The following is a 14,187-nucleotide window of genomic DNA, read 5'->3' on the forward strand; positions in this document are numbered from 1 at the left end:
GTCAGTGCGTTCCGCCCAGCGCAACGGGACGGTAGCCCGGGCGTGCCATCAGAAGATGCGACACGCCGATCGACCGCTCCAGGAAACCGCCTTCGCAATACGCCAGGTAGAACTCCCACATGCGGATGAAGTTCTCGTCGAACCCCTGCGCACGCACTGCCGGCAACTGCGCCATGAAGCGCGTGCGCCATGTGCGCAACGTCAGTGCATAGGAATAGCCGAAGTCGTGCTGGCCGATCAGCTGCAGGTCGCTGCTGTGCGTCTTCGCCGCCAGGATGGCGTTGATGGACGGGATGAAGCTGCCGGGAAACACGAAGCGCTTGATGTAGTCCACGCTGCGTCGTGCCTGCTGGTAGCGCTCGTCTTCGATGGTGATCGCCTGCAGCAGGGCCAGGCCCTCTGGTTTCAGCAGGCGGGTCAGCGTAGCGAAGTAGGTCGGCAGGTACTGCGCGCCGATCGCCTCGATCATCTCGATGGACACCAGCTTGTCGTACTTCCCCTCCAGGTCGCGGTAGTCCTTCAGCAGCAGCGTCACGCGATCACTGAGCCCGGCCGCTTCGATCCTCTGGCTGGCCAGTGCGTGCTGTTCCACCGATATGGTGGTGGTGGTGACATGGCAGCCGATATGGCGTGCGGCATACAGCGCGAAGCCACCCCAGCCGGTGCCGATCTCCACCACGCGGTCGGTCGGCTTCAACTGCAGCTGCTCGCAGATGCGGGCCAGCTTGCGTTGCGAGGCCTGCTCCAGGGTATCGCCGTCTTCATACAGCGCCGAGGAGTACATCAGGTCGTCGGACAGGAACAACGAAAAGAACGGGTTACCCAGGTCGTAATGCGCCGCGATGTTGCGTCGGCTGCCCTCGCGCGTATTGCGGCGCAGGTACGCCCAGGCTTTCAGCATCCAACCCCCCATCCGCGCCGGACCGCGCTCCACCCCGTCGAGCAGGTCGCGGTTGCGAACCAACAACTGCACCAGCGCGACCAGGTCGTTGCAGCGCCACTGGCCGCGGATGTAACTGTCGCCGGCGCCGACGCTGCCCTGCGTCGCCACGGCGCGGTAGAACGCAGGATCGTCGACGGTCACGGTCACGGTGGGCCCGCTGCCCGCCACGCCGAGCTGCACTTCGCCCAGCGCGTCACGCACCTGCAGGCAGCCGCCCTGCAGCGGTGCCAGCTTGGCCAGCAGCTGCCGGCGCAGGAATGCGTCCAGGCGACCGGGCTGGGGCAGGGCGATGCGGTGGCTCATGTCATTCATTGGTTTTTGCCTGCAAGCGAAGGGTGGTCATGTACGGGATTGCGTTTGAGCCAGAGCCGCACTGCCTGCCAGTGGATCGCGCCCACCACCTGCAGGGTCATCAGCGGATGTCGGGCCAGCACGCTCGCCAAACCGGGGCCGTCCAGCGCACGCCGCTGCATCGATTGCGTTGCATCGAACTGCCGCTGCCCTTCGCGCCAGACCTGCATGTGCACGCGCAGGTCGTCGCCGGGTACGGTGAAGCGCCAGTCGTAGCGACAGTCCATCTGCATGAAGGGCGAGACATGGAACTGCTTGTCGAAGCGCCAGCGCAGCGCACGGCCACGCGTCTCCGCATCGGCTACCGGCAGCACATAGGCGTGGCGCTCTTTCCAGGGCGTATTGGTGATTTCGGCGACGATGCAGTCCAGGGTCTCGCCATCGGCGGCATGGCAGTAATAGAAACTCACGGGATTGAACACATGGCCGGCATGCCGCAGGTGGGCAAGCAGGCGTACCGGGCCGACCGGACGATGGCCCAGCACCGCTTCAGCGCGGTCACGCACCGCCTCGGCCAGTGGCTGATCCGGGTCGCCCAGGTAGTCACTGCGACGGAACTCGGCCAGGTTGCGGCGACCCACCGACCACAACCAGCGTCGGTCGAATACGGTGTCCACTTCATCCAGATCCAGCAGAAGCTGCGCGATCGGGTAGCGGAACGCATGCGCATGCGGCAGGTGCCGACGGTGCACGACGTGTCCGCGGTAGATCGCGCTGCTGCTCATACCGTGCTTGCCTCGCGCTGCGGCCAGTGCGTTTCGGCACTGACGGCATGCAGGGCGTCCACCACGCGGCGTGCGCTGCGGATGCCATCCTCGTGGAAACCCCACCCCCAGTAGGCGCCGGCAAACCAGGTGTGGCGGCGGCCCTGCACCTCATGCCACCGGCGCTGCGCGCGCACCATGGCGTGATCGTGCACCGGATGCGCGTACCGCAGGCGGCGCAGCACCTTCGACGGATCGATGGCCTCACTGCGATTGAGGGTCACCACCAAGGGTGTCGGCGTATCCAGCCCCTGCAGCAGGTTCATGCAGTAGCTCACCGTGCAGGCCTGCGCCGGGTCGCGCGGCACGTGGGCGTTCCAGGCGGCCCACGCCTTCCGGTTGCGCGGCAGCAGGCTGGCATCGGTATGCAACACCACTTCGTTTTGCTGGTAGCGGATGGCGCCCAACACACCGCGTTCCACCGCGTCAGGGTCCTGCAGCAGCGCCAGTGCCTGGTCGCTGTGGCAGGCCATCACGACGTGGTCGAAGCCTTCGGCACCAGCCGCACTGTGGATCAGTACACCATCGGCCAGCCGTTCCACCGCCAGCACGGGGCACTCCAGCCGCTCGCGCACCTGCCAGCGGCGGCGCAGCGCATCCACATACCGTGCCGATCCGCCCTGCACCACGCGCCATTCCGGGCGCGCGCTGATCTGCAGCATCTGGTGATTGGCCATGAACTGCACCAGATAGCGCGCCGGGAAATCGCGCACCGTGCTGGCCGGCGATGACCACAGCGCCGAGGCCATCGGCAGCAGGTGTTCCTCTATGAAGGCCTCGCCATAGTGATGATCGTGCAGGTACTGGCCCAGCGTCGGACCGGCTTCATCGCCTTCGAGCAATGCCGGTGCCTCGCGATAGAAGCGGCGCAGGTCGCCGAGCATCCCCCAGAAACGCGGCGACACCAGGTTGCGGCGCTGGCAGAACAACGTGTTCAACGAGGTCGCGTTGTACTCGACACCGCTGCGTTCGCTGTGTGCGGAAAAGCTCATGGTGGTCGGCTGCGAGGCCACCTGCAGTTCATCGAACAGGCCGGTCAGCAGCGGATAGTGCTGGGGATTGAAGACGATGAAGCCGGTATCGACCGCCACGGTGCGGCCATCCACCTGCACCGCGTGCGTGTGGGTATGGCCACCCAGATAGTCGTTTGCTTCGAAGAGGGTGACCTCATGCTGGCGGTCCAGCCACCAGGCGCTCGCCAAGCCTGCGATGCCCGACCCGATCACGGCGATGCGCATGTCAGCTCCTCGCCTTGGCCAGCACCCAGGCGGGAACCGGCTTCAGGCCGTTCACCAGGCGCAGCGCCTGCATCAGCCGGAGCCCGTACCAGGTGATGTCCACTTCGTACCAGCGGAAGCCTTGGCGGGCCGTGCCGGGGAAGAAGTGATGGTTGTTGTGCCAGCCCTCGCCAAAGGTCAGCAGGGCCAACCACAGGTTGTTGCGGCTGTCATCGCCGGTGTCGTAGCGCTGCTTGCCGAAGCGATGGGCGAGTGAGTTGATCGTCACCGTGGCATGGAACAGCACCACGGTGGACACGAAGAAGCCCCACACCAGCATCTGCGGCCCCGTGGTGCCCAGCGACGGCGCAACGTGCTGCAACAGCGCGCCCAGGCCAAACAGCGCAGCGGCCAAGGCGACCGGTACGAGGGTGTCGAACCGGTCCAGCCAGCGCAGTTCCGGGTATTTGGCCAGGTCGGGGATGCGCGACCAGTCGGTACGGAAGCCCTCACGGGTCAGGAACCAGCCCATGTGGCTCCACCAGAAGCCCTGCTCGCGCGGCGAATGCGGATCCAGCGGCTGGTCGGCGTGGCGGTGGTGGTTGCGATGGTGCGCGGCCCACCACAACGGGCCACGCTGCACGCTGGACGCCCCGATCAGGGCGAACAGGAACTGCACGACACGCGAGGTATGGAAGGTGCGGTGGGAGAAGTAACGATGGTAGAACGCAGTGATGGCGAACATGCGCACCGCGTAAAGCAGGAGGGCCACGGCCACGGCTACCCAGGACACCCCTACCCAGATCACGGCGACGCAGGCCAGATGCAGGCCCACGAACGGAATCGCCCGCAGCCAGTCGATGCGATGACCGTCCGGGTCGGCCGGTTCTGCAGCCGCAGGCGACCGCGCATCGGTATCGAACCAGCGCAGCAGGGTGGACCAGCGCCGCGGGCGGCGCGGGGGTGAAGCAGGTGTGGCCGACATCGTGCATCCCTCCTGGAGCTACTGACAGGAGATACGATGACAACGGCCGTGTGGATGCAGTGTCCGGAAAATAAATTCCGGACCCCTACAGGTTGGCGATATCTCCCTTGGCGACCACCGGCCCGGTCGGCGCGGCATGCGGTGCGCCTGCGGTGGGCTCCAGGGTGATGGCCAGCACCGAGCCGTTGACCAGCGCAGCGCGCAGTTCGGTCGGCACGTCCACCGTGTGGGCGCGGTCATTGGACACCAGGCCCAGAGATATCGGCGCGCCGCCGGCCGGGATCACCCACAGCTCTGGTGCACGGCCCTGCGCGTCGGCTGCACTGGGCACCGGCACCATCAGCACCTTGCCCAGTGCGGCATCCACGGAAGCCAGCCAGCCGGCCCGCCCATCGTCATGCAGCAGCGGGGTAACCGGGCGGGTGGCCTGCTCCGGCTCGCTGGCCGGTACCGGCGTCGGCGTCGTGGCGACCGGAGTCGGCAACGGCTGCTCGGGTGCCGGGCGGGTGAACACCGCGACCAACGCCAACGCCGCCGCCAGGGCCGTCGCGCCCTGCCAGAAGCCGGTGCGTTTCCACGGACGGGGAGCGGGCGCCGCATCGAAGGCCGCCCAGCCCAGTTCGCGCCGGACGCGCAGCCAGACATGCGCAGGCACCGGCGCGCTGCCGACTTCCTCGAGCAAGGGCGCCAGCCGCTCTTCCCACTGACTCACCAGTCGCGCGAAGCCCGCATCGGCGCTGATCCGCTGCTCGGCGTCGGCACGCTGCCCGGCGTCCAGCACGCCCAGCACGTACTCACCGGCCAACTGATCGGCGCTGGGTGGCTGTTCGTCTTCCTGTTGGAGGTCTCGGATGTTCATGGTTCCAGGCATACCCGCAACTGGGACAGGCCACGGCGGATCCAGCTCTTCACCGTGCCCAGGGGTGTGGCAAGACGGCGCGCCAGTTCATCGTGGCTGGCGCCATCCAGGAAAGCAGCGCGTATCAGACTGCGCCGCCGCGGTTCCAGCGCCTGCAGGCAGGCCGTCAGCCGTGCACTTTCATCATTGTGCTCGGCCAACTGCGCCGGTTGCAGATCACCGTCCGGCAGTTCCTCGGCAATGGACACATCGTCCAGCGCGCGTGGGGGCGCTGCACGCAGGCGGTCGATGGCCCGGTTGCGCGCCAGCATGGACAGCCAGGTCATCGCCGATGCCTTGCTGCGGTCGAAGCGCGGGGCCTTGTGCCAGACGGTCACGAAGACCTCCTGCAGCACATCCTCGGCTTCACCGCGGTCGCGCAACAGGCGCAGGCAGATAGCGAACAGACGGCCCGCAGACTGCTGGTACAGCGCATCGAAGGCCGGCCGATCCTGCGCCGCCACCTGTTCGAGCAGGGCGTCGAGGCGGCGCGCGTCGGCACCGTCGTGGGCGTCCAGCTGGGGCATCGCAGGCTCCGCATCACACTGGGATAGACCTGCATCCTCGTTGCTCGTGACGCATATCGCAAGCCCGTCAGCCCGTGCATGAGGCCACCAGGGGCTGCGCGCGCGCCTGTGCAAGCACGTTGTCGTCGGTGGCTTGCGGCGGATCCTTGAAGCGTACGCGGACCTGCGGCCACGCCCCGTTGGCATCGCGCACGTTGCCGGTGCCTTCGAACTCCAGCAGGCGGCGACCCTCACGGGCATAGACCAGGCTCACGGCGGGCACCGCAAAGCCGAACCAGGCATCGAGCTGCATCTGCAGCTTTTCGGCCGGTTGCCCCTGCCAGTCGATGGCGGCGACGCGGCGCAGCGTTACCGGCACCCAGCGCTGCCGGCTGGTGAGCAGGAACGGCAAGGCCACGGTGTCGCCCTTCAGCAGCGTTGACCAGTGTGCACGCACGGCGGCGTCGAATCCGGCATCAATCACCCCGCCGGCCGGCATCTCAAGCGCCTTGCCCTGTTCGGCCGCGGCGGTAGCGGAGCGGATGCTGACTACCCGCTTGCTCCCCTGGCGCTGCACCGACTCGCGGCGTCCGTCGCGCCCGTCGAGGAACTCGAAATCCGGCGCCTGCGCGTCGGCGGCGGGTGGCATCCATTTGCGCGCGAAGGCCCGCCCGTCGGTGCAGCGATACAGCACCAATCGCGCCTGCCGCCCGTCCACGTCCTGCAGGTAGTGGGTCTCGCGGTAGAGCGGACGACCCTCTTTGGGCGACACCGCTACGCCCTCCACGCGGGTCAGGGCCGCACCCGCGGCAAGGGGCATGAAGGCGGTCAGCAACAGGAACGGGGCGAAAGAGGCGCGCATGGCGTGGGTCCGCAGGGGGCTCATTGGCATATACGGCGCAGGCGGCACATTGGATGCAGGGTGACCGAAACGGCGCTTGACCGCGCGGCCGCTTCGGCCTAACGTGTGGTCGCCGAAGGTATCCATCGCTTCATTCGGATGAAGGGATGGATTTAAACGGGAATCCGGTGACCGTGCCCTGTGCACGCATTCCGGAGCTGCCCCGCAGCGGTGAATGGAAACGACCTCCGCCAACAGCACTGGGCCAACGCCTGGGAAGCGGCGGACACTAGGTGGGCGGCAACGCCCGTGTCCAACAGCCCGAATACCGGCCCCGGCCGGGGGACACGACCGTCCCCCGATCTGACCTGGAATCTCCGCGGGGAGGTTGCCCGGGCCCATGCCGTCCCGCCGCCTGCGGGATGCGTCGGCACGTGCACCTGTCCACGGCATCCGGTTCGCCCGCGGGGGCGAAGGTCGCTGGCAGGATGGGCGTAGGCCGGCAACGGCGCGCGACCTCCCGCAGTTCCTTCGTTCCTCAATGCCGACATGCAATGAGGACACGCTGCAATGACTACCGTTACCAACCTGGGTTTTCCCCGCATCGGCGCCAAGCGCGAATTGAAGCGGGCTCTCGAACGCCACTGGAGTGGCGAGGATGACACCGCCACCCTGCAGGCCAGCGCCGCCGCACTGCGCGCACGCCACTGGCAACTGCAGGTCGACGCAGGTGTCGACGTGCCGCCGAGCAATGACTTCAGCCTGTACGACCAGGTGCTGGATACCGCCTTCCTGTTCGACGCCATTCCCACGCGCTACCGCGCGCTTGCAGAGCGTGAGCCGCTGGCCGCGTACTTCGCGATGGCCCGCGGCCTGCAGCGCGATGGAATCGACCTGCACGCGCTGGAGATGACCAAGTGGTTCGACACCAACTACCACTACCTGGTACCGGAACTGCAGGCCGGGCAGGCCTTCGCCCTGCGCGGTGACAAGCCGCTGAGCGAATTCCGCGAGGCCAAGGCACTGGGCATCCACACCCGCCCGGTCGTACTGGGGCCGGTGAGTTTCCTGCTACTGGCCAAGACGACCGATGGGTCTTCCGCGCTGGACCTGCTGGACGCACTGCTGCCGGCCTATGTGGACCTGCTGGCGCACCTGAAGGCAGCGGGTGCCGATTGGGTGCAGCTGGACGAACCGCTGCTGGTGCAGGACCTGGATGCGGCGGCACAGGGGGCGTTCGAGCGCGCGTATGCGGTGCTGGGTGCGAACGCGGCAGCGCGACCCAAGCTCCTGCTGGCTACCTACTTCGGGGCGCTGGACGACAACCTGGCCCTGGCCACGTCGCTGCCGGTGGAGGGCCTGCACGTGGACCTGGTGCGCGCGCCCGAACAGCTGGATGCCGTGCTGAACGCCTTGCCGGCCGGCCGTGTGCTGTCTGCCGGCCTGGTCAACGGGCGCAACATCTGGCGTACCCAACTGGACAATGCGCTGATCCTGGCGCGCTATGCACAGACCGATCGCGGTCCTGATCTGTTGTGGCTGGCACCGTCGTGCTCGCTGCTGCACACCCCGGTGGATCTGTCGCTGGAAAAGAAGCTGGACGATGACCTGCGCAGTTGGTTGGCGTTCTCGCGGCAGAAGCTGCAGGAACTGCGCGTGCTGGCCGACGCACTTGATGGCCAGCCGTCTGCGGACGCCGGGCTGGCCGCCAACCGCGATGCACTGGATGCACGCCGTCGCTCGCCCCGCGTGCACAACCCCACCGTGGCCGCGCGTCTGGCCGGCTTGGGCAAGGCCGACGCACAGCGCCATGGGACCTATCCGCAGCGACGGTTGGCCCAGCATGCCGCGCTGCAACTTCCGCTGCTGCCGACGACCACGATCGGTTCGTTCCCGCAGACGCTGGACGTGCGCGACGCCCGCGCCCGGCACAAGTCCGGCAGACTTTCGCTGGCCGACTACGAGGCGTTCCTCGAGCAACAGACCGCTGACTGTGTGCGCGTGCAGGAGGAACTGGGACTGGACGTGCTGGTGCATGGCGAGTTCGAGCGCAACGACATGGTGGAGTACTTCGGTGAGCAGCTCGAAGGGTTCGCTTTCACCGGCAACGGCTGGGTGCAGAGCTACGGCTCGCGCTGCGTGAAGCCGCCGGTGATCTTCGGCGATGTCAGCCGGCCGCAGCCGATGACGGTGCGCTGGTCACGCTACGCGCAGTCCCTCACCCGCAAGCCGATGAAGGGCATGCTGACCGGGCCGGTGACGGTGCTGCAGTGGTCGTTCGTGCGCGATGACCAGGAACGCGATGTCACCTGCCGGCAGATCGCGTTGGCGCTGCGCGATGAAGTGAATGACCTGGAGGCGGCCGGCATCGGCGTGATCCAGGTCGACGAGCCGGCCATCCGCGAAGGACTGCCGCTGCGTCGCGCACAGTGGCGCGCCTACCTGGACTGGGCAGTGGAATCGTTCCGCATCAGCACCAGCGGGGTACGCGACGCTACGCAGATCCACACGCACATGTGCTATTCGGAGTTCAACGACATCATCCACTCCGTTGCGGCGATGGATGCGGATGTGATCTCGATCGAGACCTCGCGGTCGCGGATGGAGCTGCTGGATGCCTTCGTGCGCTTCAACTATCCCAACGAGATCGGCCCGGGCGTGTATGACATCCATTCCCCGCGCGTGCCGGACAAGGCGGAGATGGTGGACCTGCTGCGCAAGGCCCTGTCGGTGCTGAAGCCGGAGCAGTTGTGGGTGAACCCGGACTGCGGCCTGAAGACCCGCGGCTGGCCGGAAACCCGCGCCGCGCTGGAAGCGCTGGTGGCCGCTGCGGCGGAACTGCGTGCCGAGCATGCGGAGGCCAGCGTGGCCTGACCGGGAGAGGACGGTTGGGTCCACCTGTGGGCCCGACCTGTGGGTGGGACCTGCGGGCCCGACTTGTGGGTCGGACGTGGGGGTCGGATGTGTGGGGCGTACGTTGGGGGGCGGCCAAGGTAGAGCCGACTTCAGTCGGCTGCCATCAGCATGATGCGCGATGCGGGAGGCAGCCGACTGAAGTCGGCTCTACCCCGCTGACGGCCCTGCCGTTACCCTGATGCCATGAACACCCTGCCCGCCCACGTGGCCCTGATCGTCGTCGACCTGCAACCGGACTTCATGCCCGGTGGCGCCCTGGCTTGTCTTGAGGGTGATGCGCTGGTGGCGCCCATTGCCGCGCTGTTGGCGCAGAAGCGGTATCGCACCGTGGTGGCCACCCAGGACTGGCACCCGGCCAACCACGCGTCCTTCGCCAGTCACTACCCTGACGGGCAGCCGTTCGCCCAGATCCCGCTGCACGGACATGCGCAGACGTTGTGGCCGGATCACTGCATCCAAGGCTCGGCAGGCGCCGCACTGCATGCGGGCGTCGACTGGAATGCAGCCGACATGGTGCTGCGCAAGGGCAGCAACCCGCAGGTGGATTCGTACAGCGCGTTCCGCGAGAACCACGGCCCGGACGGCACCCGTCCGCCAACCGGCCTGGCCGGCTGGCTGCGCGAGCGCGGCATCAGCGAGGTGCATGTGTGTGGGCTGGCGCGTGACTACTGCGTGCTGTGGACCGCACAGGACGCCGTCAGTGCCGGCTTCGCCGTGGGCTTCCACTGGGACCTGACCCGACCGGTCAGTGCCGACAACGACGATGCCACCCGACAGGCGTTGGCGACCGCGGGTATCGCGCTGCTGTGACCCGAGGTCACGCGCGGGAACGCGCAACGCGATGCCCAAGGCAGACCGCGCCACACACTGTAGCGCCGAGCCATGCTCGGCGAATTCCGTACGGCTTCATGATGCCTGACGCAGACCGCGCTGCGCGCTCGCCGAGCGATCGCAAAGCGCACGGAGAACTACTGACGCGCCCCCTCGACCAAACGCGGGATCTGCCGATAAAGCCGCAACAGTTCTTCCCCCGTGCCCGTCCACCCTACCGACGTGTCGACTCTGACGCCGTTGTGCATAAGATGAAAAACCGGCGTCTGAAGCAGATTCAGCGGTGCCCATAGCGTGGAATACTGTAGAGAATGCAATGGCATGTCTGGATGGGCTCGATTCCAGCTGCGTATTTCGTGCTGTGGCAATACGCCACCACTCGGAACCACAAGCTGAACATACCCCTGCATACCAACGAGAGCTCGAGAATCTGCTATATCGACCAATGCCTTACGCGAATAGCTACAGTATGGGTGCACGAGTGCGATGATGCGCCAACCCGACATCGGCAAGGTAACCCGATCCGCATGACCTTCTTCATCGAGCCAAAGAACTTGTCGCGTGTGTCGTTTGGCACCACGAATTCCGGGCAGCAGAGGAACCGACATTTCCTTTGCAATCCGTAGCCTGTTGGCCTCGTTGAAGCGCCCTCTCGAAACAAACGCTGCGTGCATCTGTAGATGGTTTCGCCGGGATGCACTTCCATCTCTCTGCATCTGCCTCAAGAGACAACGCATCCTCCTCAACAGGACCGGGTCGCGTTCGTAGGCATCCATTTTTGAAGTGGCATTGAAAACAACCTGACGATGTTCCTTCGCAAGGGTACGGCAGCCAATAGCGGACTTTCTGACTCGCTCATCCGCTTCATAATGGCTTCTCATCAGAGCAATTCGATCCCATCCGTCCTGCCCATCGCCGGGCTGCTCCATTGCCTCCAACTCTGCAATCAGCGAGCTACCCACTTCTCTGCCATAGGCTACGTAAGAAGCAACGGAAAGCATCAAGTAGGCGATCCCCATCTTGAGCTGCATGGCACTACCTCATCGATACCTGTGCCCACAGAAGCCCGCAATGTAAGTAAATCTGGACAACAGGCATCAGCAGCCCGACATGCAGATGAAGCTTGGCGAATCCATGCAGTTCGCCCGTCCGACACATTGGTACCGGGGATGGTCCTCCAGCACCGGATTGCCTGGAATCGGACGTGCAAGCGCTTCCATCACTCGCTCGTCCGCATCAGACTCGACGCGTAACCCTGCCAGATGGGGAAGCACGCGCTCGACACCGAACAGTGACAGTAAGGTGCGGGCATCACTGGCATTGAGTTCCTCGACAATGGGATCGATGTTGAATGTCGTCAGGCCCGCCTCATTGAAGCGCAGCGACCGAATGAAACGATCCCGCGCCGTGGGGCTGAGTGCATTCAGAGGTGAATGCGCAGAGCCCCGCATCAGCTCGGCGTCGAGCTGCTCCTGGGTATGAATAGGTGCGGATCTCTGCACGGCACGCTGGAGTTCCTGAAGATCCATGCAGTAAGCCGGCGCCATGAAAAACGGCAGGGCGATGAGTAGACATGAGGCAGGTAGAGAGCGCGATGCCATGAGCGATTCTCCGTTGATGGGATCAGTCCCACGGATTCAGCCTACGCATCGAGTTCAGGTGAAAATGCGATGCTGCTCAAGGTATACGCGAAACTTATCTAGGCACCAACGAGAGCGGGTTTCATCAATACATGTGCCGCGTCTCAGCGGAACACCACGGTCCGATGCCCGTTGAGCAGGATGCGGTGCTCTACATGCCGGCGTACCGCGCGGGCCAGCACCTGGGATTCGGTATCGCTGCCCAGCCGCACCAGGTCGCGTGGGGTCATCGCATGGTCAACACGCGCCACATCCTGTTCGATGATCGGGCCTTCATCGAGGTCTTCGGTCACGTAGTGCGCGGTGGCCCCGATGATCTTGACCCCGCGCGCGTGCGCCTGGTGGTAGGGCTGCGCACCCTTGAAGCTGGGCAGGAAGCTGTGATGGATGTTGATCGCACGCCCGGCAAACGCGCGGCACAGCGTCGGCGAAAGGATCTGCATGTAGCGCGCCAATACCACCAGATCAATCTGCTCGCGCTCGACCAGGTCGATCAGCTGCCGTTCCTGCACGTCGCGTGTATCCGCGTTGACCGGCAGATGATGGAACGGAATGCCATACGAGGCCGCCAGCGGCGCGAAGTCGGCGTGGTTGGAGGCCACCGCCGCGATATCCACCTTCAACTGGCCGCTATGGGCACGGAACAACAGATCATTGAGACAATGACCCTGCTTGCTGACCAGCACCAGCAGGCGCGCCCGGCGACGGCCATCGTGCAGTTGCCAGTCCATGCCGAAGCCTTCGCCCAACGCCGTCATCGCCGTGTGCACCGTCTCCAGCTGCAAGCCGGCATCGCGGTCGAAATGCACGCGCAGGAAGAATCGGCCACTCTCCTCATCGCCGAACTGCTGAGCGTCGAGGATGTTGCAGCCATGCTCGTACAGCAGTCCGGACACGCGGTAGACAATGCCGGTACGGTCAGGGCAGGACAGGGTAAGGATGGAGTCGGGTCGCATCCGGCCAAGTCTAGGCCACCATGCTGCGCTGCGGAATGGATGCTGTCAGATGCAACTGTCAGCGTCCCTCCCCGATCACGGGCCGCAGCTTGCGCAGTGCGGCGCCATCGTCTGTCCACCCGCTGGCGCTGGCCCGCAGCTCGCCGTCACGCAGCACGTGGAACGTCGGGGTCAAGCCGGTCAACAAAGGAGCCCATGCAGCGCCGGGTTGCATCGGCTGCATCGGCAGATCCGGATGTGCGGCATTCCACTCGAGCATCCGGGTGACCGGCCAGTTATTGTCGCTGGGCACTACGACCTGCAGCTGTGGCCGCAACCAGGCCAGCGTAGGGTCGTCGGCAATCGCGGCCAGCGCGTCCATCGAAAAACCACAGTACGGATGCACCAGTGCGATCACCCAGGTGCCATCGCGTGGCAACTCAGCCAGGCGGGCATGCAGCGCATCCTGCAGCTGCAGCACCTGCAGACCCGCCGTGCGTTCGCCACTGACCACGGGCAGTTCGTCCACCTTCAACGCTTCGCTCTGACGCAGCGCGTTGGCGGCCGCGAACCGACGCTGTGCGACCAGTGCGCCGTACAGGTCCCGCGCCGCCTGTGCGCTGGCAGTCCCCGATTGCTTCATTCGCTGGAACAGGCAGGTCATCCGCTGCAGCAGGGCAGGTTCGCGCGCGTAGAAGTTGAGTCGCGAGGTCGCTGCGAAGAGGTCGTCCAGGTCGCTGGCGGCGACGGTATCGCACAGGTCGGATGATTGCGTGTCCAGCGCTGCAACGCGTGCATCGGACACGTAGACCGCGCGCAGATGCTGGATGCGTTGCGCAATCGGCTGCACTCCGCTGCCTTCGTCGAGCGCTTGCAGCCGTTCCGCCAGGCCCGTCGCCGGATCCAAAGGCGCAGCCGCCGCCACCGAGGAAGACAGCAGCAGGGACAGCAGCAGGGCGCGTGTCATCGAGTGCATCGGGAATTCCTTTCCAGACGGAACGCCTTGATCCTGCCACGATGCGATGCGCGGAGCCAGCGCCCGCCGCGTCAGCCAGGCGGGTGCACGGTCAAGGCCACCAGCCGCAGCACCAAGGGACGGACCACCAGAACGCAGCAGAACGCGACCGGCATGGCGAGGGCATAGGCCTGCAGCACGCGCGCCAGGTAAGCCCCGTCCACGCCGGCATGCGCCGCTGTGATGACCATGCACATCAGCATCGCCATGATGCCGGCCATGAAGAAGGCAAACACGTAGGGCGTGGTGCGGTGGCTCAGTTTCAGGCCGCGGCGGGCAGAGGCGGTGGAATCGGTCATCAGACAGGCGCTGCGGGAACAGCGGGCCAGCATGCCCGAGACGGCC

At 65.8% G+C, this 14,187-nt stretch carries 14 protein-coding genes and 1 riboswitch; of the genes, 2 read left to right on the top strand and 12 right to left on the bottom strand.

Going from position 1 to position 14,187, the window contains the following annotated elements; genetic code table 11:
• Position 1: 1 nt before the first annotated feature.
• The 7 genes from IFT58_RS17615 to IFT58_RS17645 form a co-directional block, all read right to left on the bottom strand.
• Positions 2-1,255, bottom strand: a complete 1,254-nt coding sequence (locus tag IFT58_RS17615; RefSeq protein WP_192096348.1) for a cyclopropane-fatty-acyl-phospholipid synthase family protein — start codon at positions 1,253-1,255, stop codon at positions 2-4.
• Entirely contained in the window at positions 1,252-2,019 is a 768-nt protein-coding gene (locus IFT58_RS17620) for a DUF1365 domain-containing protein (RefSeq protein WP_192082136.1), read from the bottom strand. The genes IFT58_RS17615 and IFT58_RS17620 overlap by 4 nt, the downstream gene beginning before the upstream one ends.
• Positions 2,016-3,296, bottom strand: a complete 1,281-nt coding sequence (locus IFT58_RS17625; protein WP_192082137.1) for an FAD-dependent oxidoreductase — start codon at positions 3,294-3,296, stop codon at positions 2,016-2,018. Before IFT58_RS17625 ends, IFT58_RS17620 begins: the two co-directional genes overlap by 4 nt.
• A gap of 1 nt (position 3,297) precedes the next feature.
• Positions 3,298-4,260 (bottom strand): acyl-CoA desaturase, encoded by a 963-nt coding sequence (locus IFT58_RS17630; protein WP_192096349.1) that lies wholly within the window; start codon positions 4,258-4,260, stop codon positions 3,298-3,300.
• A gap of 85 nt (positions 4,261-4,345) precedes the next feature.
• On the bottom strand, positions 4,346-5,119 hold the full coding sequence (locus tag IFT58_RS17635) for an anti-sigma factor (protein ID WP_192082139.1): 774 nt from the start codon (positions 5,117-5,119) through the stop codon (positions 4,346-4,348).
• Positions 5,116-5,685, bottom strand: coding sequence for a sigma-70 family RNA polymerase sigma factor (locus IFT58_RS17640; protein ID WP_188325744.1), 570 nt, complete (start codon positions 5,683-5,685; stop codon positions 5,116-5,118). The genes IFT58_RS17635 and IFT58_RS17640 overlap by 4 nt, the downstream gene beginning before the upstream one ends.
• Before the next feature lie 67 nt (positions 5,686-5,752).
• The gene (locus tag IFT58_RS17645; protein WP_192082150.1) at positions 5,753-6,526 is read right to left on the bottom strand and encodes a hypothetical protein; all 774 of its coding nucleotides are present in this window, start codon (positions 6,524-6,526) and stop codon (positions 5,753-5,755) included.
• 99 nt (positions 6,527-6,625) lie between these two features.
• Positions 6,626-6,857: riboswitch (cobalamin riboswitch) on the top strand.
• A gap of 218 nt (positions 6,858-7,075) precedes the next feature.
• Here IFT58_RS17645 and metE point away from each other — a divergent pair.
• Both metE and pncA read left to right on the top strand, forming a co-directional pair.
• Positions 7,076-9,379 carry a 5-methyltetrahydropteroyltriglutamate--homocysteine S-methyltransferase gene (metE, locus tag IFT58_RS17650; RefSeq protein WP_192082140.1) on the top strand — a complete coding sequence of 768 codons (2,304 nt, stop codon included), beginning with the start codon at positions 7,076-7,078 and terminating at the stop codon, positions 9,377-9,379.
• A 225-nt stretch (positions 9,380-9,604) separates the two neighbouring features.
• Complete coding sequence (gene pncA, locus IFT58_RS17655; RefSeq protein WP_192082141.1) at positions 9,605-10,231, top strand: bifunctional nicotinamidase/pyrazinamidase; 627 nt, start codon at positions 9,605-9,607, stop codon at positions 10,229-10,231.
• Between the two features lie 158 nt (positions 10,232-10,389).
• Here pncA and IFT58_RS17660 read toward each other — a convergent pair whose 3' ends face one another.
• From IFT58_RS17660 to IFT58_RS17680, 5 genes are all read right to left on the bottom strand, one after another.
• The gene (locus IFT58_RS17660) at positions 10,390-11,283 is read right to left on the bottom strand and encodes a hypothetical protein (protein WP_192096350.1); all 894 of its coding nucleotides are present in this window, start codon (positions 11,281-11,283) and stop codon (positions 10,390-10,392) included.
• A 66-nt stretch (positions 11,284-11,349) separates the two neighbouring features.
• Entirely contained in the window at positions 11,350-11,853 is a 504-nt protein-coding gene (locus IFT58_RS17665) for a hypothetical protein (protein WP_192082143.1), read from the bottom strand.
• Between the two features lie 143 nt (positions 11,854-11,996).
• Positions 11,997-12,848, bottom strand: coding sequence for a formyltetrahydrofolate deformylase (gene purU / locus IFT58_RS17670; RefSeq protein WP_192096351.1), 852 nt, complete (start codon positions 12,846-12,848; stop codon positions 11,997-11,999).
• 58 nt (positions 12,849-12,906) lie between these two features.
• Positions 12,907-13,803 (bottom strand): hypothetical protein, encoded by an 897-nt coding sequence (locus IFT58_RS17675; RefSeq protein ID WP_192096352.1) that lies wholly within the window; start codon positions 13,801-13,803, stop codon positions 12,907-12,909.
• 71 nt (positions 13,804-13,874) lie between these two features.
• Positions 13,875-14,141, bottom strand: coding sequence for a DUF2798 domain-containing protein (locus tag IFT58_RS17680; RefSeq protein ID WP_188325739.1), 267 nt, complete (start codon positions 14,139-14,141; stop codon positions 13,875-13,877).
• Between the last annotated feature and the right edge of the window lie 46 nt (positions 14,142-14,187).

It is taken from the genome of Stenotrophomonas sp. CFBP 13718 (genome assembly GCF_014842145.1).
Classification (GTDB): Bacteria; Pseudomonadota; Gammaproteobacteria; order Xanthomonadales; family Xanthomonadaceae; genus Stenotrophomonas.